Origin of the sequence: Rhizobium sp. CRRU65, assembly GCF_048551595.1 — a bacterium.
Lineage (GTDB): Bacteria > Pseudomonadota > Alphaproteobacteria > Rhizobiales > Rhizobiaceae > Rhizobium > Rhizobium leguminosarum_J.
Genome location: NZ_JBLYZH010000005.1, coordinates 309,112 through 329,440, shown reverse-complemented (window position 1 = coordinate 329,440; position 20,329 = coordinate 309,112). Strand labels below are relative to the sequence as shown.

The 20,329-nt window shown below is 58.4% G+C and carries 19 protein-coding genes and 4 pseudogenes; 12 read left to right on the top strand and 11 right to left on the bottom strand.

Annotated features, from left to right (window positions below; translation table 11 throughout):
* Window positions 1–225: 225 nt before the first annotated feature.
* Window positions 226–1,116: an alpha/beta fold hydrolase gene (locus ACM5SV_RS13120; protein ID WP_041935914.1), complete on the top strand. Its 891-nt coding sequence runs from the start codon at window positions 226–228 to the stop codon at window positions 1,114–1,116.
* Between the two features lie 163 nt (window positions 1,117–1,279).
* Window positions 1,280–1,639, top strand: coding sequence for a hypothetical protein (locus ACM5SV_RS13115; RefSeq protein WP_245460545.1), 360 nt, complete (start codon window positions 1,280–1,282; stop codon window positions 1,637–1,639).
* Between the two features lie 71 nt (window positions 1,640–1,710).
* Here the strand turns inward: ACM5SV_RS13115 and ACM5SV_RS13110 are convergent, their stop codons facing one another.
* Window positions 1,711–5,016 (bottom strand): DEAD/DEAH box helicase, encoded by a 3,306-nt coding sequence (locus tag ACM5SV_RS13110; RefSeq protein ID WP_419425281.1) that lies wholly within the window; start codon window positions 5,014–5,016, stop codon window positions 1,711–1,713.
* Between the two features lie 69 nt (window positions 5,017–5,085).
* On the opposite strand from ACM5SV_RS13110, the pseudogene ACM5SV_RS13105 reads away from it, so the two are divergent.
* Window positions 5,086–5,556: pseudogene (locus tag ACM5SV_RS13105) on the top strand (transposase); the annotation flags it as partial.
* Window positions 5,557–5,760: 204 nt separating this feature from the next.
* On the opposite strand, the gene ACM5SV_RS13100 reads toward ACM5SV_RS13105, so the two are convergent.
* Complete coding sequence (locus ACM5SV_RS13100; RefSeq protein WP_003555113.1) at window positions 5,761–6,033, bottom strand: helix-turn-helix domain-containing protein; 273 nt, start codon at window positions 6,031–6,033, stop codon at window positions 5,761–5,763.
* Between the two features lie 80 nt (window positions 6,034–6,113).
* Between ACM5SV_RS13100 and ACM5SV_RS13095 the strand changes: the two genes are divergently transcribed.
* The gene (locus ACM5SV_RS13095) at window positions 6,114–7,004 is read left to right on the top strand and encodes a LysR family transcriptional regulator (RefSeq protein WP_419425280.1); all 891 of its coding nucleotides are present in this window, start codon (window positions 6,114–6,116) and stop codon (window positions 7,002–7,004) included.
* 309 nt (window positions 7,005–7,313) lie between these two features.
* Here the strand turns inward: ACM5SV_RS13095 and ACM5SV_RS13090 are convergent.
* The 4 genes and pseudogenes from ACM5SV_RS13090 to ACM5SV_RS13075 all read right to left on the bottom strand — a co-directional run bounded on the left by ACM5SV_RS13090 (window position 7,314) and on the right by ACM5SV_RS13075 (window position 10,312).
* A pseudogene (locus ACM5SV_RS13090) lies at window positions 7,314–7,696 on the bottom strand (PIN domain-containing protein).
* Window positions 7,693–7,893 carry a type II toxin-antitoxin system VapB family antitoxin gene (locus tag ACM5SV_RS13085; protein WP_222004420.1) on the bottom strand — a complete coding sequence of 67 codons (201 nt, stop codon included), beginning with the start codon at window positions 7,891–7,893 and terminating at the stop codon, window positions 7,693–7,695. The pseudogene ACM5SV_RS13090 and the gene ACM5SV_RS13085 overlap by 4 nt, the downstream one beginning before the upstream one ends.
* A gap of 349 nt (window positions 7,894–8,242) precedes the next feature.
* The gene (locus tag ACM5SV_RS13080; RefSeq protein WP_003555109.1) at window positions 8,243–8,521 is read right to left on the bottom strand and encodes an HU family DNA-binding protein; all 279 of its coding nucleotides are present in this window, start codon (window positions 8,519–8,521) and stop codon (window positions 8,243–8,245) included.
* Between the two features lie 510 nt (window positions 8,522–9,031).
* A complete protein-coding gene (locus ACM5SV_RS13075; RefSeq protein ID WP_221995484.1) occupies window positions 9,032–10,312 on the bottom strand; it encodes a DUF3422 domain-containing protein in 1,281 nt (426 codons plus the stop codon).
* A gap of 406 nt (window positions 10,313–10,718) precedes the next feature.
* Between ACM5SV_RS13075 and ACM5SV_RS13070 the strand changes: the two genes are divergently transcribed.
* From ACM5SV_RS13070 to ACM5SV_RS13035, 8 genes and pseudogenes are all read left to right on the top strand, one after another.
* Window positions 10,719–11,081 carry an aldehyde dehydrogenase family protein gene (locus ACM5SV_RS13070; RefSeq protein ID WP_419425279.1) on the top strand — a complete coding sequence of 121 codons (363 nt, stop codon included), beginning with the start codon at window positions 10,719–10,721 and terminating at the stop codon, window positions 11,079–11,081.
* 59 nt (window positions 11,082–11,140) lie between these two features.
* Window positions 11,141–11,215, top strand: a pseudogene (locus ACM5SV_RS13065) (hypothetical protein); the annotation flags it as partial.
* A gap of 26 nt (window positions 11,216–11,241) precedes the next feature.
* Window positions 11,242–11,415: pseudogene (locus tag ACM5SV_RS13060) on the top strand (ISNCY family transposase); the annotation flags it as partial.
* Window positions 11,416–11,710: 295 nt separating this feature from the next.
* Entirely contained in the window at window positions 11,711–12,007 is a 297-nt protein-coding gene (locus tag ACM5SV_RS13055) for a DUF1778 domain-containing protein (protein WP_017997340.1), read from the top strand.
* A complete protein-coding gene (locus ACM5SV_RS13050; protein WP_128407782.1) occupies window positions 12,004–12,510 on the top strand; it encodes a GNAT family N-acetyltransferase in 507 nt (168 codons plus the stop codon). Before ACM5SV_RS13055 ends, ACM5SV_RS13050 begins: the two co-directional genes overlap by 4 nt.
* Before the next feature lie 762 nt (window positions 12,511–13,272).
* Window positions 13,273–13,401: a hypothetical protein gene (locus ACM5SV_RS13045; protein ID WP_017997338.1), complete on the top strand. Its 129-nt coding sequence runs from the start codon at window positions 13,273–13,275 to the stop codon at window positions 13,399–13,401.
* Window positions 13,402–13,447: 46 nt separating this feature from the next.
* Entirely contained in the window at window positions 13,448–14,470 is a 1,023-nt protein-coding gene (locus ACM5SV_RS13040) for a zinc-dependent alcohol dehydrogenase (RefSeq protein WP_128439534.1), read from the top strand.
* A 75-nt stretch (window positions 14,471–14,545) separates the two neighbouring features.
* Window positions 14,546–15,418 carry a sugar phosphate isomerase/epimerase family protein gene (locus ACM5SV_RS13035; RefSeq protein ID WP_012760408.1) on the top strand — a complete coding sequence of 291 codons (873 nt, stop codon included), beginning with the start codon at window positions 14,546–14,548 and terminating at the stop codon, window positions 15,416–15,418.
* Window positions 15,419–15,544: 126 nt separating this feature from the next.
* Here the strand turns inward: ACM5SV_RS13035 and ACM5SV_RS13030 are convergent, their stop codons facing one another.
* The 5 genes from ACM5SV_RS13030 to ACM5SV_RS13010 all read right to left on the bottom strand — a co-directional run bounded on the left by ACM5SV_RS13030 (window position 15,545) and on the right by ACM5SV_RS13010 (window position 20,325).
* Window positions 15,545–16,477, bottom strand: a complete 933-nt coding sequence (locus ACM5SV_RS13030; protein ID WP_419425278.1) for a LysR family transcriptional regulator — start codon at window positions 16,475–16,477, stop codon at window positions 15,545–15,547.
* Window positions 16,478–16,681: 204 nt separating this feature from the next.
* Window positions 16,682–17,296: a DUF1989 domain-containing protein gene (locus ACM5SV_RS13025; RefSeq protein WP_003555093.1), complete on the bottom strand. Its 615-nt coding sequence runs from the start codon at window positions 17,294–17,296 to the stop codon at window positions 16,682–16,684.
* Between the two features lie 115 nt (window positions 17,297–17,411).
* Entirely contained in the window at window positions 17,412–18,296 is an 885-nt protein-coding gene (locus tag ACM5SV_RS13020; protein WP_221966172.1) for a polysaccharide deacetylase family protein, read from the bottom strand.
* 2 nt (window positions 18,297–18,298) lie between these two features.
* Window positions 18,299–19,642 carry an amidase family protein gene (locus tag ACM5SV_RS13015; protein WP_017997335.1) on the bottom strand — a complete coding sequence of 448 codons (1,344 nt, stop codon included), beginning with the start codon at window positions 19,640–19,642 and terminating at the stop codon, window positions 18,299–18,301.
* Window positions 19,643–19,659: 17 nt separating this feature from the next.
* The gene (locus ACM5SV_RS13010; RefSeq protein ID WP_003555084.1) at window positions 19,660–20,325 is read right to left on the bottom strand and encodes an FMN-dependent NADH-azoreductase; all 666 of its coding nucleotides are present in this window, start codon (window positions 20,323–20,325) and stop codon (window positions 19,660–19,662) included.
* Between the last annotated feature and the right edge of the window lie 4 nt (window positions 20,326–20,329).

Sequence of the window (20,329 nt, the reverse complement as noted above, 5' to 3'; positions counted from 1 at the left end):
GCACGTACCTGCTCACGCAAAACACGTTACCGCTTCAACGTGATCCACACTTAAAATAACCGCGCTAAATTTGCCGGCTTTAGCGTAAGCGGAAAGTGGCCCAATCTTGCTGAAATCCAACAGAAGCTGACCAGAGCGGGTCGGGACGCCTGTGACGACGTCGCGACGTCAAGAGGTTCTGGCGCTGAAAGCGAGGGAAATTTGTTCAAGTTGCAGGAAACTCTCGTGAAACGCGTTTCCGCAGGCGTGCTCAACGTTGGCTATTACGAGACAGGGCCTGCGGATGGCATGCCGACCATTCTTCTTCATGGCTTTCCATACGATGCTCATGCCTATGACGAGGTGGTGACTAATCTTGCCGGCGCTGGCCACCGCTGCATCGTGCCATTTTTGCGTGGCTACGGTCCAACCCGGTTCTTATCGTCGGAAACGCGGCGCTCAGGCGAGCAGGCGGCACTAGGCGCGGATTTGCTGGCGTTGTTGGACAGCCTCGGTATCGAAAGAGCTATCCTCGGAGGCTATGACTGGGGTGGTAGAGCCGGCTGCATCGTCGCTGCGCTATGGCCTGAAAGAGTAGTCGGCCTTGTGAGCGCCGGTACGGGCTACAACATCCAGGACATCGCTGGCGCCGCCGAGCCGGGACCGCCTGATCAGGAGGCACGTGACTGGTATCAATACTACTTTCACACAGAGCGTGGCCGCAAAGGCCTGGACGAGAACCGGGGCGAGATCAGTCGTTTTCTATGGAAGACCTGGTCACCATCCTGGTCCTTCGATGACGCCACATTCAAGAGAAGCGCGGCCGCTTTCGACAATCCTGACTTCATCGATGTCGTAATCCATTCCTATCGGCATCGTTATGGCGTCATTGGAGGCGATCCAGCTTATGCAGAAATCGAAGAGAGATTGGCACGCAAACCCGATATTGCCGCTCCGACCATCGTAATTTTGGGCGCGGACGATGGCGTCGACCCTCCTCAATCGAATGACGAGGAGGCCAGAAAGTTCATCGGGTTCTACCACCGTCGCATACTGCAGGGTGTCGGGCACAACGTGCCGCAGGAAGCGCCGACCAGTTTCGCGGATGCTATCCGGGAACTGCGCGAGCGGGATTGAGCGGCGTTTGGCCTTGCGATGTGATTGCTCGACCAAGCTTCTACCTCACCAAACGATTTGGCACACTCGGCCGGCCTTATCAATGCAGCTGTGCGATGAGGCGGTTACACGACCGCCTGTCCAAAAGCGATCACCTGCCATTCGCTGTTGGCAGAAATCATTTGTGGGTAGCGGCGAAGACTGGATTGGGTCATCGCCCATCGTCAATATCTTCCCTTCCCTGGCATCGGCTACATTCGTGCTGCAGGCCGGGCTCGTTCTCCTGGGGTCGAATATCGCAACCGCGCCGCCCAATAGAGCCGGACGAAACGCGCCCCCGAGCCTTGCCAGGCCAGTGAACGAACCGGCGCGGCGCGCCTATCCGAACCTTCAGGTCATCGATGAGACGGGACTGGTCGTCGCGCCGTTTCCGCAGGCGGCGCTGTTTCTTGCCGGAAAGGCCCTAACGCCGTATAGCCGGGCCGGTGGCTCGGCCGGGTGCCTGACTGATTTCTTCGTCGGCGCGCATGCTGCGGTTCATTAGGTTTTGCTACCAACGCGAGAGGTTGGTCGACACCGGTCATACTTCCCAACTGTCGTTGCGATCTCAGCGGCTCATTGATTTCGGAATTTCGGCCGGTTCGCCGCCGGGACGACCCGCTCGAAGAAAAGCAGTTGCTCCTCGCCAGTCATATTTGAGGCTTCAAATATCAGCCTGTCTACCCGCCGAACCGCCCCAGCCTTCTTAGTCAAAGCTGCAATGACCTTGGCCGGTGTCTTTGGTGTCAGCGTCATCGCAAGGGCTTTTGGCCCCGCCTCGAGTTTGGCGATGCCAAGCCGTCCCGCTGCAAGCTGCAGTCGGGTTGTCCGCAAAAGCAGGAGTACATCCTGCGGCAGTTCGCCAAACCTGTCCTCGAACTCCTCTTCGAGGTCGTCCATCTCGCTCAGTGTGGATGCCCTCAAAAGCTTGGCGTAGAGATTGAGCCTCACCGCCGGATCCGACACATAGTCCGACGGTATAGTGCCCGCCACACCGAGGTTCACGATGGCACGCAGCGGAGTACCCGCTGGTTGTTTGCGCAATCTCGCGACGGCACCTGCAAGCAGCTTCTGGTACAGGCCGATGCCAATAACCTTCATGTGCCCGGCCTGGTCCTCGCCAGCAATGTCGCCCCCGCCGCGCAAGTCGAGATCTCGAAGGCTGATTGAAAGGCCGGCGCCCAGGCGGTCGTTCTCGACGAGGGTCGAAAGCCGCAAGCGCGTTTCATCGGAGAGCTCGGCGTTTTCTGTCAGAAGAGTGGCGATGCCCTGAGCTCCGCCGCGCCCGACACGCCCGCGCAACTGATGGAGCTGTGCCAGCCCGAACCGGTCAGCCTGCCATACGAACATGGTATTGGCGCGCGGCACGTCGAGGCCGTTTTCGATGATGTTGGTGGCGAGAAGGACGTCGCCGTCGCCTTCCGCAAAGCCAACGATTGCTTCATCGATGGCCGCCGCCGGCATGTCGCCATGCGCGACCTTGACGGAAAGTTCCGGAACGATCTTTCGCAGTATCGTCTTGACGACGTCTATGTCCTCGATACGAGGCACTACAACAAAGCTCTGTCCTCCGCGGCGCTTTTCGCGCATAAGGCCGGTCCGCATTGACGCGTGGTCGAATACCGAAAGCGAGGTACGGACCGGCCGGCGTCTAAAGGGCGGGGTGGTCAAGAGGCTCACTTCGTGCACGCCCACCATCGCCGACTGCAAGGTCCGGGGGATCGGCGTCGCCGACATGGCGAGCGTATGAAGAGACGGTACGAGAGTGTTCATCGCCCGTTTTTCTTTCAACCCGAAACGGTGTTCCTCGTCGACGATTACCAACGCAAGATGGGCAAAGCGGACGTCTTTCGCAAGGATCGCCTGAGTCGTGACAATGACGCCAATCTCGCCAACGGCCAGTGCCGCCTTCACCTTTTTCGCCTCCCTCGGCTTGAGCAGGCGAGACAACATGCCGACCGAGACGCCGGTCCCTGCGAAGCGACGCGTAAACGTGGCAAAGTGCTGACGGGTCAGCACGGTGGTCGGGGCAATAACGACCACTTGCCCGCGGGCAAGTGCTACTGCTGCTGCAGCACGTAGTGCGATTTCGGTCTTGCCAAAGCCAACGTCTCCGCAGACAAGGCGATTCATCGCGCGTCCAGTCGCGAGATCGGAGAGGACTGATCTGATGGCTTCGGCCTGATCATGAGTTTCGGTAAATGGAAAACGCCGCGTGAAGGCGGAAAATCCGGCACGGGGCGGAACGAATGCCTCTGCCCGCGATGCCTGCCTGTGCTTGGCGAGCTTTATGAGATGACGCGCAGTCGACTGGATGTCCGCTGCGATCTTTTCACGCTTGTTCTGCCAAGCAGCGGTGTGAAGGCGGTCGAGTGTGACGGCCTCGGGTTCGGAGCCATAGCGCCACAGCTTTCCAAATTCCTCCATCGGCACGAGCACCGAATCCCCATCGCGGTATTCAAGGCGAGCGGCGTCGCGACAAACGTTCTCGACGGCTATGCTTTCCAGGTCTCTCAGAACCCCAACGCCATGGTCTTCGTGAACAACGACATCGCCGATCCGAAGCTCCGGCTCGACCAGAAGTGTACTGCAATTGGAAGCCGTGCTTATTCCATCGGCTGCGGCGACGACCGCTATCCTTTCTGTCACGTCGATAAACCCCTGGTCCAACTCACAGGCCAGTTTAAGAACAGTTCCGGGCTCGGCCTTCAGGACCGCCTCCCAGGTATCGATGGACTGGGGCGCCGTCCCGGTTGCTTGTCCCAGACGCCGACAAAGGGCTTCCGAGCCGTTGCCTTTCCCGGAAATGACGACCTTCAGCCCATGTCGCAGGCAGTCCTGCATCCAATTAATCAAGGCTGTGCGAGGGTAGGTGTCGGATGCCTCTGTAGGTAGGTCACCGCCTTCTTCGAGATCCAGTTCGCGTGCCGACACGCTGCTGGCCTGCCGCTCCCATTCGGCGCGGTCGAGGTAGAGCGAACGAGAGGAGGGGGCCTCCACCTCGCCGAAATCCTTGCGGGACTGGCGAGCGTCGTCGACGATCTCAAGATAGCGCTCCACCTGGTCGGCCGCACCCGGAGCGAGAACTACGGTGGCGTCGCCCAAGAAATCGAATACGGTTGGCATGTCTTGATAAAGGCGCAGAAGCAAGCGCATCACGGTATCCGAAGTCGGAACAAATTCTTCTGTAATGCCTTCGGTCAGAATAGCTTCGGATGCCGGACCGAATATCACCTTATCGAAATAACTCTCTGTCCGCTGAGACACACGGTCAAAGCCTCTCAATTCCAGAACGCTATCGTCCTTTGAAAGGACGATACGCAGAGGTCCTGGTGCGCCAGCAGGGTAGATGTCAATCACGCCTTCCCGAACTGCGAGCTCGCCGGGATCGTCCGCAACGCCTTCCTCCACATAGCCGGTCCGTTGGATGAAGTCTGAGAATGCGTCGCGATCGAACGCTTTTCCGACGACGAGTTCGAGACGGCTGTTTGCGATGACGGTCGCTGGCGGAATCCGTTGAAGCGTTGCATCGAGCGAGGTCAGAAACAATCGCGGCGCGTCGCTGGGCATGCTCCAGATCCGTAATGCGTCCATCCGCAAACCCATACAGCGCTGCGAAGGCGGCACGCGATCATAGGGCAGGCAGTCCCAAGGCGGCAAAACAATAATCTCGATGTCGGGGAAAAGGGCGCTGACGGCGTCAGCAATTTTGGTAGCCGCGCCTTCGCTCAATGCGACATAGCACAGCGATCGTTCCGAACGTCGTAGCGAGGCAACCAGCCTCGTTGCTACCAAGCCGGGCGGCGGCTTAAAACCTTGCATTTTTTGGGCTGCGGGAGGAGATGCGGATGCCTTTTCATCTCTATACTCAACGATGCTCACAGGAACTGCCATTCTCTCGTCAGTGATATTACCAACGTGTAAGAACGGGGTCTTAATCAGCTTGTTCCACTCAGACAGAGGCAGCCTATCAATCCGAAGGCATCCTCAGCGGTTTCGCCCAGTGCCCTCACGCTGAAATTCTTCGGGCTGAAGGTCGGCGAGGTCTCGGGCGGCAAGTTCGAGGAGAGGATACGCGAACTCGTCGAGGCGGACCCCGATCTGGCGGAAATCATGGAGCCCTTCCTCGCTGGTCGACGCAAGCTGCGCGAAGAGTTCGCCAAACTGGACAAGAAGGTTCTCCAGGAGGCAAAGCATGATGAAGTTTGCAAGCGCCTGATGACGGTGCCAGGGGTCGGGCCGGTTGTCTCCCTCGCCTATGTCTCGACGATCGATATTCCCAGCCGGTTTCGCAATTCGCGGGCGGTGGGAGCCGTACTGGGCCTCACCCCGGTGCTCAACCAGTCCGGCGAAAGCAAGCGGGTCGGTCACGTCTCCCTATGCGGGGATGCCATGATGCGAAAGCTCTTCCGTTCCAAGGCATGCCGACTGTTCGATACCTATCAAGGCGGCCAAGCCTAAAGTGTCCATACCGAAGACGTAAGCATCAGATCGTAACTAATACACAGGTAACAATCTCGCGCCAGACTCACGCCGGTCCGCACGCCATTTTCCGAGCAAACGCCTCTTTCGAGCTTCGTCGAGACTCCATATTCGAGTACGTTGGCGAAAAAAACGCTCCACCTTTCACCTGCCGGTTTCCTTTTGTTTTCTGCCTGAGCGGAGAGGCTTTGGCTTTGGCGCGCGTGGATCAATTTCTGCGAACAAAGCTGAAACGTTCACCGAAAGAACCCGCGCAAACGCCTCGAGCGTAGCGACGGTGACATTTTCCATGCCTCTCTCGACCCGTCCGACATACGAGCGATCGATCTCGGCCTCGAGAGCCAGTCTTTCCTGAGAGAGACCTTTGGCCACACGAAGTCGTCTGAGATTCCAGCCGATGGTTTGTCGAACGTCCATCCCATAACAAACGCATATTCACGGCTTGACAATCGACGGACTGATAGTCCCTAATTAAAGCTGCAAAGAGGGACGCTCCCATGGAACTACGCCAGCTCTCCTACTTCGTCGCGGTGGCCGAGGAGCTGCATTTCGGCCGGGCAGCGGCCAAGGTGCGCATCGCCCAGCCGGCGCTCTCCAACCATGTGCAGGCGCTGGAGCGCGAACTCGGCTGCGCGCTGTTCATCCGCTCGACCAGGCGGGTGGAACTGACCAGGGCAGGGGAGATCTTCCATGAGCGCTGCGTCGGTATCCTGAGCGAGGTCGATCTGAGTGCCGAGATCACCAGGGCGGTGGCCGGCAAGACCATCCGTCAGATCAGGATCGGCACCGTCTATCCGGCGACCACCGGCGTGCTGCCGGCGTTTCTTGGAAAGATCGCCCGCAAGTATCCGGATATCCGCATCCATATATCAAGCGGCAACACCGGCGACATCATCCGCGGCCTGGAGAACGGCCAGATCAATCTCGGCTTCATCAGACCGGTGGAAAACATCGGCTCGTTGCGCTTCTCCTCGATCGCCCGTGAACGATATCTGCTGGCGGTGGCGAGGAGCAACCCACTGGCGGAGCAGGCCGAGATTGGCATCGACGATCTGCGCGGGGAGAAGATCATTGCCTTCAATCGCAAGAACCTCTCCTACACCGAGCGGTACTTCAATGAGAAGTTCGAGGAATATGATCTGACCCGCAACATCGCCTATAGCTGCGACGACACCTATTCGCTGGTGTCGCTGGTTTCTGCCGGCCTTGGCATCGGCTTTGCGCCGGAATGGACCGAGGGCCTGCCGAACAGGGCCTTCGAGCTGAAGGCGGTCAGGGGCATCGACTTCAGGATCGGGCTGGGCGTTGCCTGGAACAAGGAGGATCCAACCGCCTCGCGCGACGACATCGTCGATATCGCGAGGTCGTTGGCACGGCCGGGCAGGTGAGGCGAGGGGTATCGCGGGTGCACCCCAAGCGGAACGGCTTGCCGGGGGCAGTCGGTCCCGGGTTCCGCTCGTTCCCGAGCGGCGCTCCGCCAACCCTCCTGCGGCTGCCCTTTTAACCGGTCAAGCCGTGCGCGAACGGGCGCCGGCGCGGACGCGCCCTCGCCTGATATGCTCATTGTTTGGAGGGGCGCCCTTGCCGTGGCAGGCAGGGCGTCGACACGAGAATTCGACCGGCCAGGAGCAGCGCATGTCGATCGCTGCCATCGCTAAAACACCGGCTCTCGACGAAGGCAGGATCGGCCTGAGCACTCAATGGGATCTGTCGACCGGTATGTGCAGGGAAGCTCCCGCCTTTTCGGCGGCTGCTCGCAAGTGCTTGTCTCTTGTCCACAACGTTGCTCGCTGCTCCAGGAGGATCGACGCCAACAAGTAGGCATCCGTGTAGCCAATACCCATGCTGAAAATGTCATGTCGATCGATCATTGTCATGACATCGTCATGCGTGGCGACGATTGCTTTGCGCTGGGCCGCAAGAAAAGCTAGGACGCTGCGGCGATTCCGCAGGCTGCCAAGAGCCATTTCGCCGATGACGCTCGGGTGCAAAGTAGTCGATCATCTTCGATCACGCAGCGCAGCTCGGCATTCATATGGCGGAAGTGATCAATCCAAATCGAGGTGTCCGCGAGTATCACTTAGACGCCGGGCTCCGGCGGCGCGGAGCTGCCTCGGCGTCGGGCATGGTTCCTCCCAGCGCAATGAGGCGTTTTCCCGATTCCACGCGAACAAGTGTCTCCAACGCTTGGCGGACGAGCGCTGCGGTCTCCTTGGTGCCGGTCAAGGACCTTGCTTCGTCCAAGAGTGCGTCATCGAGATTGATTGTTGATCGCATCATTCGCCTCCGTGATTGAGCATACCAACTAGCACCAATTGATGATAAATTCTATGCCTGGGAGCAGCCAAGGCGCGCGTCGGCCGCGTTCGCAGAAGGATGACGTCCTTGCCCTGGTCAATTCCAGTGGTCTCGTCGAGCCGAGGGACAGTGGACAGCCTACATCCCGCGTCAGCGCCTGCACGTGATTGGAACGCGACGGCTGGGCGTCTGCGCCGTGGTAGCATCCGGTCCTGTTTCAAGGGCGGCGGGAAGCAACCCAATGAGAGATGCGCTGAGGGCTGCTTTTGCCGTTGCCAGCGAGCTTGGCGCACCGGATCGACCGGCACGCCAGGCTCAAAGGTTCGTTTCACTTATTCAGCGCATCTTTTAAAGCCTTGGCCGGCGTAAACGCCAGCTTCTTGGCCGCGGCGACCTTGATGGTCGCGCCAGTTGCCGGATTGCGCGCCTCGCGCTCCGGCGTTGCTTTCACTTTGAACTTCCCAAATCCTGGCAACGAGGTTTCGTTACCGTCAATCGCAGCTTGAGTGATCGAGGCAATCACGGCCTCGACGATCGCCTTGCCCTGTGCCTTCGTCAGGCTGTGGTCGCCTGCAATCTTGTCTGCGATTTCATTCGTGGTGGTCATTGTGCTTCTCCGCATCATTGTTCCTGCGGAATCCCTGACAGCGGATTGAGCTTCTGTCATTGAGGCACTGCGGCATCGTGTGTTGAATTGCCCGGATTTCCACAGTTTCCGAAAGTCGCCAGCCTAGCCCGCCTTATCCGTGCCGCTTCCAGGAAAGGAAGCGCAGCTTCCGTCCACCGCGGACACCTGTTCCTTCTCTGCGCCCGCTTTCCAATTCTGCCCGCGCAACTCTTAGCATCGCAGGAATGAGCGCGTTGATCGAATTAGTCTCGAAGCAAAACGTCTGGCGGCCCATACTATTGCCGATCTCGGAAATCAGCAGTCGCCTTGGCTTTGACGAAGCGACCAATTTTGTAAAATTCTTTCGGCGAGAGACAGGCTCAACTCCGGGAATATTCAGACGCGAACTTCGCTGAGAGGCTATCTCCGAAACGCCGGATCGTGACCTGTCGGACGCGTTGCATCGAGGCGCAGGTGTCCATGCTGCCACACTGTCGGGCTGCGCTACGTCTAGCTCTCTGCCTTTAAGGCATGCTTGACGCGGAGGATGGTAATCACAACAGATCCCACAACCACCGGAACAGCGACGAGCATGATCACCGGATCGAAATGGAATCCTGCGTGGTCTGCTGTCTCAAATATAAATTTCAGCAAGCTCAGCAAGTAGTAGCTAATCGCGATCATCGAAAAGCCTTCGACCGCGCGCTGGATCTTGACCTGCGTCGCGGCCCGATCAGCCATCGCCTGGATCTGTGTAGAGTTCTGGAACTCAATCTCGACCTGGATTCGGGTTTGTAGCAGGTCGAGCAGGTGCATCGCAGCCCTTGATAGGTGCTCAAGCCTCAACGCGGTTGCTTCGCAGGTACGCACCGCAGGCTTGAACCGGCGCTCCACGAAGGTTCCGAAACGTTGAAAGCCGGGGACATGGGTTTCCCGTAAAAGGGCGATCCTTTCTTCAACGATTTTGGCATAGGCAGCGGTTGCGCCAAACCTGTTTCTGGTCTCCGCGGTGGCTGAAATGATATGCGACGAGAGAACAGTAATTTCCTCGAGCAATTGTTTGTGCTGATGTGCAGGCGTACTCAAGTTTCGATTGGTCAGCCGAACGAGCTCCGCGTCATATCCGCCCAGAAGCGGGGCAAGACGACGCGCCTCCGGCAATCCGAGCAGCGCCATTGACCTATAGGTTTCGATCTCAAAGATCCGCCGTACCATGCGCCCCAGCCGATGTGCATTCAGGTCCTTGTTGAACAGGATGATCCTGCTTGAATTGTCCCCTCGAACGCGAAAATCGGAGCAAACTTGCGCCGCCCCTCCGCCGATTGATGACGCGGCGGTGTCGCCGAAGTCGAGGGATTTTAGAACCGTTCCCAGCTGGTCCGGAGGGTTTCCGAGGACAAGGATACTCACGTGGCAAACGAGGAGAGGAGAGCTCAACCCTGCTAGCCGCGCAAAATCACCTTCACAAAGGTCAGTTTCCGGCCAATCCTCGGGCTCGCTGGCCAATTTTCGGACCCGCGTGACAGTCACGAACTCAGTGTGCCGTTCCACTCTGACGGAAATTCCACCATCAGCTTGGAGACTATCGTGGAACTCCTTGATCACGCCATCCGACGGCATGAAAGCAAAGTGTTCGACGATCGCCGGACCGGTGAAATAAATCGACGGTCGAGCGTGAAGCTCCGAGTTGAAGTCTGCGGGTTTCTGTTCAAAAGCAGCTGGACGAGAGACCTGTGGTGCGGAAGCAGACACCGTTGGGAAGAATGCTTCCTCTGCGCCCTTTGAATTCATGTCTGTCTTCCCCATTTCCGAAAGCACACCAATCGGCAAGCGTATATGAAGCCAATGCAGTCAACTTGAAAAGCCCTGCGTGAGTGCAAATGATTTGGCGCCCTCGTCGAGGTGCGAGCTGTTGCGGTCGACTTGTGCGGCAAGCCAGGGGCTTTGCTTTCCTGTTAACAGGACTAGACACTCGGTCGGCTGACGCCGAGCGTGCCCCCATGCACACCTCCGAGCTTTTGAACGGACATTCGGGAGGTAAGGCGATACACCTGCGTCAGGTCCGACGACGCGTTTCCTTGTTAACACGCGTCTTAAGCAACCATTCAGACGACATGAATTGTCATCTTCTAGTCTTTCCAGGCATCTTGCTCGGGCAGCTCAAAATGGCCGCAACATTGTGACGCGAGGTGAAGTTATGCTGACCGAACGCGAGGATCAGTTTTACATTGGTGGGAAATGGCAGGAATCTGGGGACGCAAACCGTCTGCCTGTTGTGAATCCCGCGTCGCAACGTGTTGTCGGGCATATTGCTGCGGGCGGTGCTGATCACGTCGATCTCGCGGTTGCTGCTGCGCGCGACGCGTTCCCAGCCTTTTCTCAAACAACGGTGGCTGAACGGCTCGGTCTGCTCGGCAGGATGCATTCTCTCCTGAAAGAAAGAGCAGAGACGTTCGCGGAGGCGCTTGTTATGGAAATGGGGGCGGCGATCAGCTTCGCGCGGGCTTCCCAGGTTCCTTTTGCTTCCGAGCACATCCGTGTCCAGATGGAAACTCTCTAGTAGTACCGCTTCGTAACGATTGATGGGCGTACCGCGACCGCCAAGGAGGCGACCGGGGTTTGTGCGCTGATCACCCCCTGGAACTGGCCACTTTAACTGCGAAAGGCGCTCCCGCGATTGCGGCAGGCTGTACCGTCGTCCTCAAGCCCAGTGAACTAGCGGCCCTCGTCGCACTGGACAGACAGATCATATGTTTGGCATTCGCGACGGCAGCACGAGCCACGGATATCAGAAGCGCGGGCGCAAGCCGGGTAAAAGGAAGGATTTCATGAGCGATCCGGACTTGATTGCTAAGCGACAGAAAGCTCTGGCTCGTATGGAGGCTGCAGAATGAATGGTGGCGAGCATATCTCAAAGCTAAAGCCGAAGGCATCTCATCAGCCCCCGCTCCTCCCTAGCAACCCGGCCTAGCCGGTCGGATCGGGGGCTGATCCGAGGAACAAGTGTCGCGTTTCTAATTGGCTGGAACCGTCGCGGCTCTAACCAGCTTTGACAAGTCGAAATAGTGGGTCCGGCGTTCTGATCCTTTCAAGAGCTGAGAATGAACGCGTAACGACATCATCTTTACGAACTTACCTTGTAAAGATGATGTCGTTACGCTATATGGTCCTTCCAGACAGGAGCTTCCCATGCCGACCTCGCACACAGGCAAAAGCCCGGACGCAAGCGTGGCGCTGAATATGCGCATCAAGCCTTCGACGCGCAACTTGATTGACCGCGCCGCCGAGATGCTAGGCAAGACACGTACAGATTTCATGCTGGAGGCTTCCGAGCGCCGTGCCGAGGAAGTACTACTTGACCGGACGATCTTCACTGTCAGCGCAGAAATCTACGCTGAGTATCTGGCCCGGCTCGATGCGCCAACACAGCCCAATGAGCGTCTTAAACGCACCATGTCGACCAAAGCGCCGTGGGATGAGGTGTGACCTTAAGCGTACCCGCGCCACTTGGTGACCATCACGAGCTAGCCGAATTCCATTCTGGTGTCCCTGAGCTTGACGATTGGCTGCGTCTCCGCGCCCGCGCCAATCAGGCGCGCGGCGCATCACGTACCTTCGTCGTGTGTGAGGCGAACCGCGTCATCGCCTACTACGCCCTCGCTTCCGGCGCGGTAAGGCAATCGGAAGCGCCGGGGCGTTTCCGGCGGAACATGCCTGATCCGATACCAGTCGCCGTGCTTGGACGCCTTGCCATTGATCAAACCTATCAGGGACGTGGTTTCGGCAGGGCGTTAGTGCGCGATGCAGGTCTGCGCTTGATCAATGCCGCCGAGATACTGGGGATTCGCGGCGTTTTGGTCCATGCGATCTCGCATGACGCACGAGCCTTCTACGAAGCGGTTGGTTTCCTGCCTTCCCCGTCCGACCCCATGATGCTGCTAGTCGGGTTGCATGACCTCAACAACGCGTTGACCTCCTTACCAAGCTGATTGCTAAATCGCTGAAACCAAATCACGAACTTCGGCGAAAGTAATGAGGTGCCGAGGGTTCCGATCCGTTCAAGAGCACTAACGGGCGGGGCCTCGGCTCAGTCGCACCGATTTACAACGATTGCTTCGAGTCTTTCTCGCAACACCTGAGCGGGAACTGTAATCTTGGACAGATTTGGCTGGATTAGAGTGATTCAGTTACGGTATCCGTCGGACTGCGAAGCGATTTGCGCGAGCGGGACAGCGAGAGAAGGCACGTCCGCATCTCCTAAAGCAGGACCTTGATGAACGCGGATATGATAGTCGCCTGGGCGGTGGAAAATGGATTCCATGCGATGGATTCCGGGAATTATCGTCGCCATGACAATGCGGGCGTGATCACGATCGAGATAAAGAGGATGCCTCTCGCACTGTCCTCCAGCTCCTGAACCGGATGAGGCTGGACTTTGCCGTTTGTAGAGCGCCCCATTCTAACATTTTGGTGCCGACGCTTGGGAGCCTTTCAAGCGATCATCGCGCGATTGTGGATGCCATCCCACGCCTGCCATTCGCGCATGGTGAAAAAGGTTAGGCGCTTGTGGTAATCCCCGTTGACGATCTCACCAATCGCGCACCTTATCACGCTTTGATAGCGCAACGATACCGGAGCCAGTTCTTGATTGGACAGCCAGCTCCGATTACGAGTCCGATGGCGACTTGCAATAAAAAGGTAGCGATGTCACCAAATGAACCAGCAAAAGCCTAGAGCAACGCTACGAACCGTTGCCCAGCACCTACTTCGGCTTTCTGTTTGCGGCGGTCGTGATCTCCAGCCTGCCGCTGCTCGTCCTCTACCTTCTGTTCAGAAAGCACCTTCAGGCCGGGTTCTCCATGGGTGCGGTCAAGGGCTAGGCTCAGCCCGTGTCGTCACTAATTTGCAAAAGCAGGAGTAACGAACATTCTTTGTGTAGAAATCCTTGGACCGCGTCAGGCGCAGGTCTCCCAACGGCCGGAACCGCAAGCCTCCGGTGATATAGTCAAGATCCAGGTCCTGATCGCGCCCATGTGCACGGAATGGCAATCTTGGCGTTCTGGCAAGCTTTCGTGTGAGCTCGGTCATGAGGCGGTCGGCGTTGTTGTCGATGCCGCACAATCAAAGCGCCTGAAGGTCGGCGACCGCGTCATCGTCATGCCGCATGCCGGCTGTGGCGTCTGCCCGGCTTGCCGCTCGGGGGAACATATCCACTGCGCCTCGCAGCGCGATCTTTTGGACGAGACGGGTTCATCGTCCGGCATCGGCTGTTACGCCGAATTCCTGTTGAAGCCGGATTACCTGTTGCAACTTGTCCCTGACGACATCGAGACGCATCACGCCGCAATGGCGATTTGTGCCCTCGGTCCGAGCTTCACGGCGATGCACCGCATGCACGTAACCGCACAGGATACCATGCTGATTTCCGGCTGCGGCGCCGTCGGCCTTGGGGCGATCATCAATGCGCGAACAATTGGCGCGCGCGTCATCGCGCTCGAATTGAACCCATATCGCGCTGCACTGGCGCAGGAGTTGGGAGCAGAGCTGGTCATCGACCCCCGTGCGCCGGACCTTATCGAGCAGGTGCGGGCCGCAAGCGGCGGTTATGGCGTGGATGGGGCCCTCGACACCAGTAACAATGAGGGCGCTCCCGCAGTGGTCCTGGAGTTGCTGCGGGCGCGGGGGAGGCTTGCCTTCGTCACCTGGAGCGGTTCGCTACCGGTCAACCGCATCACGGGCAAGGGCATCGACATCTTTGGCGCTTGGCACTGGAACCATGACGTCTTCGCCGAAGAGTTGTTGCAGCGCGTGCGCGATGCCAGGCCGCTTCTCGACAGATTGACCACGCATCGTTTCGCCATGTCGGAGGTCGCGTCTGCCTTTGCTCTTCAGGAAACCGGCAATTGCGGAAAGGTGCTGCTCTATCCGGGCAAAATTCCTCAGGCTTGAAGGCCTCAGAGACAAGATGCGGCCGGGGACGCGTTGGCCGCCGCCCGCCAACAGAATCAATTTGGGAGACTATTCATGACGTTCAGACTCGGTGGCTATGGGATCGAATATGGGGGTGATCCCGAAGCCTATGCACGCGCACATGTGGAATTCGGGTACAACGCGGCCTACATGCCGACCATCAAGCTCGAGAACCGCCAAGAAATCGCCGATCTGGTGAAAAGCTTCGCCGCCGCCGATCTCGTCATTGCCGAGGGAGGTGCCTGGAAAAACCTCATTGCCCATGATGATGTGACGCGGAAAGCCAATCTCGAATATGCCGTGCATCAACTGGCTCTGGCGGACGAACTGGGAGCAGGCGCCATCGTCGCCTACCACGGAACCGTTGGCCATCCCGATGACCGGTGGCAGCTGAGCGACAATTACGACTATGGCCCGCATCCAGACAATCAAAGCGAGGCTGGATTCCAGCGCGCGGTCGATACGGCCCGCTATGTCATCGATATGGTGAAGCCCAAGCGCACCAAGTTCTCGTTGGAGATGGTGCCGTGGCTGGTGACCGATACCCCGGAAAACTATCTCAAATTGTTAAAGGCGATCGACCGGCCGCAGTTCGGAGCCCATATTGATGCGGCAAATATGGTCATCTCGCCGCGGCTCTATTTCAATACAGGAAAGATGATCCAAGATTGTTTCGCCCTTCTTGGACCTTGGATCGTTTCGTGCCACGCGAAGGATCTGGTGATGAAAGGCGGACCTGGAACGATCTCTTTCCATTTGGATGAAGTCGTGCCCGGCGAAGGTAATCTCGACTACAAGGCTTATGTCACCGAGATTGCCAAACTCGGGCGCGAAGTTCCGCTCATGCTCGAGCATTTCGATGTGCCCGGCTATCGGCGTGGCCTCGCGCACATCAAGACGGTCGCACGCAGCGCAGGGGTTGTTTAAGAGCGGTGACCAGCTACGAAACTCTTGTGACGATTGGACGGGCCGTGCGCCCCAGGCGCGTCACCGTTCGTTTATACTCCCGAACGCATCGAGCAGGCACGCTGAACGAGCCGCAGGCGAAACCTTTCAGGTGGAAGGGGTGTTCATCGGATGCGGAATGCCGCGAGCAAATGTCACGGCTTCCTCCTTCAGCCAGTCGGCAAACCGGACCGCGCTTTTCTTCTTGCCAAATGACGGGCCCTCGATCAGGCGATAGGCATAGCCGGGCAGAATGGGTCCCTCAATTCTGCGCAACGTTCCGTCGCGCAGTTTCTCATCGACGAGTACATTGCTCGTCAACAATGGACCCAGGCCACGTTCGGCGGCGTGGAGCGCAAGTGTCTCTTCGCTGAACCAGGATATCTTGAAATCGCCGTCAAGCTCGTGGGGCGTCTCCGCCAGCCACGTTGACCACGTCGGGCAAAGGAATTCGGGGTTCTTCCACTTGTAGGCAAGCAGGGGTCGCTTGCGGTAGTCGTCGATCACGGGCTGCCGCTCGGAGTTCGATATCGATGAGGCGGCCACAGCCAGATAGACGTCCCGCAGAAGTATCATGGGCTTCGCCGCGAGATCGACCGGCCCGTACCGTATGGCGAGATCGATGCTTTCCGCCCGGAGGTCGACCACGTTTTCCGAGGCGTGGACGTTCACGATTACATCGGGAAAAGAGGAATGAAACCGGTCGAGCCTCGGCATGAGCCAGCGCTCGGCAAAAACCTTCGTCATCGAGACGGCGACGACATCGGCTTCTTTTTCTCCGGAAACCTGAGCAAAGGCTTCGGCCAACTGATCAAAGCCGTCACGCAATCTCGGATAAAACGCAGCGCCCGCCTCGGTTAGGACGACAGACCTTCCCGAGCGTTCGAAGAGCTTCTTGTCGATCAATTCTTCCAGTTGCCGGATCTGGTGGCTCACGGCCGTGACCGTGACGAAGAGTTCCTTCGCCGCTGCGGTGAAGCTGCCGTGTCTTGCGGCAGCTTCGAAGGCCCTCAACGAATTCAGCGGGGGAAGTTTTCGCATTCCAGCTCCTCGACGTATGGATCGGCGGGTCTTCATAACACGGCTGCATCTCTTGGAAGGGCGATAGAACTATTCCATCCTTGTTAGAGCCGTTGAAGCCTTGATGCCGGCCGGACGCAACGTCCTGGGCGGTCCTGCTATCTGATATCGATACCCGCATCCATGGAAAGACAAAACCCGCCTGTCCGGCGGAGCGCGCCGTCTTCATCCGATTTTGAAATGCGCCTCGGTCGGGTCCATGTTGTTTACGGGTACCATGTCCTGGGGGCAGGCGGAGAAGACGATGATGAGATCCATCTCCGCCCTGAGGGCGATGTACTCGCCCGGCTTGCTGGCCGGAGGCTGGAATGAAAGGGCACCGTCGGCTTCGACCGGAACGTTCATGAACAGGTTGAGAGGGCTCGGGGTTCCCCCGGCCTTGAGCTGGATTGCCGCAAGCGCATTGTGGAGATTGTCGGTGCAATTGTCGTGATAGCCGTGTGCACCGAGTTGTTCGTATCGGTGAATGTCGCAGGCTGCCATCAACGTATCGTGGATACCGGGGGTCGTATCCTCGACGATGGTGAGAATTGGTTGGCGCCTGTTCGTCTTGAATACATCCCCGGCTTTCGGAAACAAGGTGAGCATCGACGCCCGGCTGTGCTCCATCGACATGAATTCGGTCAGGTCGGTTGCGTTATAGGCCCAAGTATCGACAACCTGGGATCCATGGGTGTTGATGACGGTGACCACGCGACCGGCGGCGACATGTGCGGCGATCCCTTTTCGGGCGGGAATCCGATACACCGAATTCGAATCCAGCTCTGTCTGCTTGTTCATTCCTCGAGACCTTCCGTGTCGTATCGTTGTGAATCAAAGAAGCAGAGTGGCTTAGCGAATTCCAATAATAATAATGGCATTCACTATAGCTAAAACCTATAATCAAATGAACCGATCACAGGGCGACAGGTTTGGCGTAATAGGGTAGATCATCCGTCCGCGCCTGATAACGGCCGGCCTTTTCCAGCTCATCGACATAGGACACAATTTCCTCCAGCGGAGCGAACCAGACATCTTTCGTGGAAAGGGTGTGTTCAAGCCAGCGCTCGACGACGCGCCATCGGGCCAGACGCCCCGTCAGGAACGGGTGCCAGATGCCCATCCAGAATCCACCAGCCTCGTATTGCGCATCGAACTCCTCGAAGGAGGCCGCGAGACCTTCCGTCGGCGACTTTACGGGCATCATGTAGCCGATCTCCGCGAAATGCGCGAAGGGAGGCCAATCGTCCGAGCCCCAGTGCGGCGGCACCTCGAAAAGCGCGCCTCCCGCGGTTTTCATTCTGTAGGGAATGTCGTCCGCCATCAGGGATGAATCGTAGGTGAAGCCGTGTTCGATCAGGAGGTCGATCGTCGACTGAGTCGCGTTGTAGACGGGCGCTCTGTATCCCCGCGGTCTGCGTCCCGTCATCCTGACATGCACGTCGAGCGCCTTTTCGAACCAGTGGCGCTGTTCCGGCGGCGAAATCTCGCTCGGGTCCTCGTGGATGTATCCGTGATGGCCGATCTCGTGGCCGCCCGCCAAGATGGCATCAACGATGTCGGGATACTGGTTCATCGTCCAGGCCGGGATGAAGAAGGACTGCTTCAGACCAAGGCGCCTGTAGGTCTCCAGAATGCGCGGGACGGCAACCTGATCGTACCTGCCCATGGTGATCGGGTACAAACGGTCGAAACTGTCTTTTGGTTTCGCGATATGGATGAGACTGTCCGCGTCGATGTCGAAGGAGATCGAGCAGGCGCATCGTGCTCCGTTTGGCCAGGGGATCGGGTTCTGGATCATGGTTATTTTCCTTGTGATCTGAGAATATGGTCGATGCGGACCGCCGATCGAAGCAGGCGGCCATCGTGGCCATTCGGTGCTGAGAACAGAGCCGAGGTATTGCCGCCGGAACCGTCAGTGCCGGTCGGGATCGCGAAGCCCGGCATGTCGAGAAAGCTTCCGATCATCGTCAGCGACAGGGTTTCCAGGTTGACCCGCGAGAACACGTCGTCGTCTTCCACATCGAGAAGGTGCGGAGCCGCATGTTTGACCGTGGGGATGACAAGTATCCGGCCTCTGAGTGCCTGTGCCGCGTCGAGCATGAGTTGTCGCCGCTCGCGGTAAAGCGTGGTGACCTGCTCCTGAGAAAACCCTGATGATGCGAGGAGCCGCGAACGGACCCTACGGTCCAGGATGATACCGTTCTTGCTTGTCACGACGTCCTTCAGAAAAATCCACGCCTCATGGGAACCCAACCAGCCGCTTGTGGCGATGAGGTCGCGCACCCGTGAAATGACATCGACGCGGCCGGAGGTCACTCTGGCACCGGCCCGCGCAACCGCTGCCAGCGCGATTTCCAGATTTTTCCTGACGTCGGGCTGGACATCCAGTTCATTGAGGATCGCGCTATCGATCACGAGATCGAGTTGGTCCGTCGGGAGGGGGCGGACAGGCTCCGGGGCGATCCCGCGCATGGCCTGATCGATCAGCAGGCAATCCGAAGCGGAGCGCGCGATGGGGCCAAGCGTATCGAAGGAGCTGGCAAGCGGATGGACGCCCCGCATGGGATATCGACCCGTGGAGGGCCGAAATCCGTGCAAGCCGTTGAAAGCGGCGGGAACGCGAATGGACCCGGCCGTATCGGAGCCGATAGCGGCGAGGACGACGCCCCGCTCGACCGCGATCGCCGAGCCTGAAGACGACCCGCCCGGGACGCGCTGTTCCGGGGCATAGCCGGGAATCGGAGTTCCAAAATGGGGGTTGATGCCAAGGCCGGAGAACGCAAACTCGCTGAGGTTTGTTTTTCCGATCGATATGAGCCCCACACCGTGGATCGAGGAGACAACCTCGGCATCCTCTCGGGCCGGTGCCAGATTTCTGCGGATCTCCGATCCCGCGGTCGTCACGGTTCCGGCAATGTCGAGGAGATCCTTGACCGCAATCGGAACACCGTCGAAGGCACTCAGCGGCTTGCCCTCCCGGTGGCGACGATCCGACGCTTCGGCCCGAACCAAAGCCTGATCGGCCTGGATGGATATGAAGGCATGGGGCGCGGAGACGGCCCGCGACAATGCCTCATCGACAAGCTGCATCGATGTTGTTCGACCGGTGGCAAGGGCCAGCGCGACTTCGGAAAGGCTTTGCATTTGGAGTTCTTTCCGGCTCACTCGGCAGCGATCGGGCAAACTTGGCCGATCAGCTGGTCGACGAGGCACGGCACCGCCTCAAAAGCCTCCCGGACCGATTTTTCATGCCTTTCGTCGCCGAATTCCTGATAGTCGATGGCAAGCACGTGGCTCTCTTCGACGCCGAGATAGTTGGCGCAGGTGACAATGTGCGTCTCCAGATGGTTCATGTGTTCGCGAACCCCACCGACGCCGAAGCCGAACTCGCCTCTCGCGCTGAGTATGACGAGCGTCTTGCCCGACATGATCGGTGCCAGGGGGTAGTCGCCTCTTTGAAGATCGAAAGTGAAGGTTTTCCCGATCCGGATGACTTTGTCGAACCAGGACTTGAGAGCCGCGGGCATTCCATAATTGTGCATCGGCGCGCCGATGACGATCAGGTCTGAACGGCCGACCTCGTCGATGAGGGTGTCGGAGAGCTTCAGTTCCCGCTGTTGAGCCGGAGTGAGCGTCTCGGCGGGCGTGAAGACGGCGGCGATCCATTCTTCGGTGATGATCGGCGGTGGAGACCGTCCGATATCACGCGTTATGACGACCGCCGACGGATCCTTTGTCTTCCAGTGATCGACAAAGGCCGCAGAAAGCCGACGGCTTAAGGATCGGTCGCCGCGAGGGCTCGCATCAATATGCAAAATCGTGGTCATGAAT

Bases quoted from the DNA above. Each gene is read 5' to 3' on its own strand.
- ACM5SV_RS13075 (WP_221995484.1), bottom strand. From the start codon at position 10,312: ATGAATTCAAAGGGCGCAGAGGAAGCATTCTTCCCAACGGTGTCTGCT.
- ACM5SV_RS13035 (WP_012760408.1), top strand. From the start codon at position 14,546: ATGACGTTCAGACTCGGTGGCTATGGGATCGAATATGGGGGTGATCCC.
- ACM5SV_RS13095 (WP_419425280.1), top strand. From the start codon at position 6,114: ATGGAACTACGCCAGCTCTCCTACTTCGTCGCGGTGGCCGAGGAGCTG.
- ACM5SV_RS13010 (WP_003555084.1), bottom strand. From the start codon at position 20,325: ATGACCACGATTTTGCATATTGATGCGAGCCCTCGCGGCGACCGATCC.
- ACM5SV_RS13070 (WP_419425279.1), top strand. From the start codon at position 10,719: ATGCTGACCGAACGCGAGGATCAGTTTTACATTGGTGGGAAATGGCAG.
- ACM5SV_RS13100 (WP_003555113.1), bottom strand. From the start codon at position 6,033: ATGGACGTTCGACAAACCATCGGCTGGAATCTCAGACGACTTCGTGTG.
- ACM5SV_RS13020 (WP_221966172.1), bottom strand. From the start codon at position 18,296: ATGATCCAGAACCCGATCCCCTGGCCAAACGGAGCACGATGCGCCTGC.
- ACM5SV_RS13080 (WP_003555109.1), bottom strand. From the start codon at position 8,521: ATGACCACCACGAATGAAATCGCAGACAAGATTGCAGGCGACCACAGC.
- ACM5SV_RS13085 (WP_222004420.1), bottom strand. From the start codon at position 7,893: ATGCGATCAACAATCAATCTCGATGACGCACTCTTGGACGAAGCAAGG.
- ACM5SV_RS13025 (WP_003555093.1), bottom strand. From the start codon at position 17,296: ATGAACAAGCAGACAGAGCTGGATTCGAATTCGGTGTATCGGATTCCC.
- ACM5SV_RS13015 (WP_017997335.1), bottom strand. From the start codon at position 19,642: ATGCAAAGCCTTTCCGAAGTCGCGCTGGCCCTTGCCACCGGTCGAACA.
- ACM5SV_RS13030 (WP_419425278.1), bottom strand. From the start codon at position 16,477: ATGCGAAAACTTCCCCCGCTGAATTCGTTGAGGGCCTTCGAAGCTGCC.
- ACM5SV_RS13055 (WP_017997340.1), top strand. From the start codon at position 11,711: ATGCCGACCTCGCACACAGGCAAAAGCCCGGACGCAAGCGTGGCGCTG.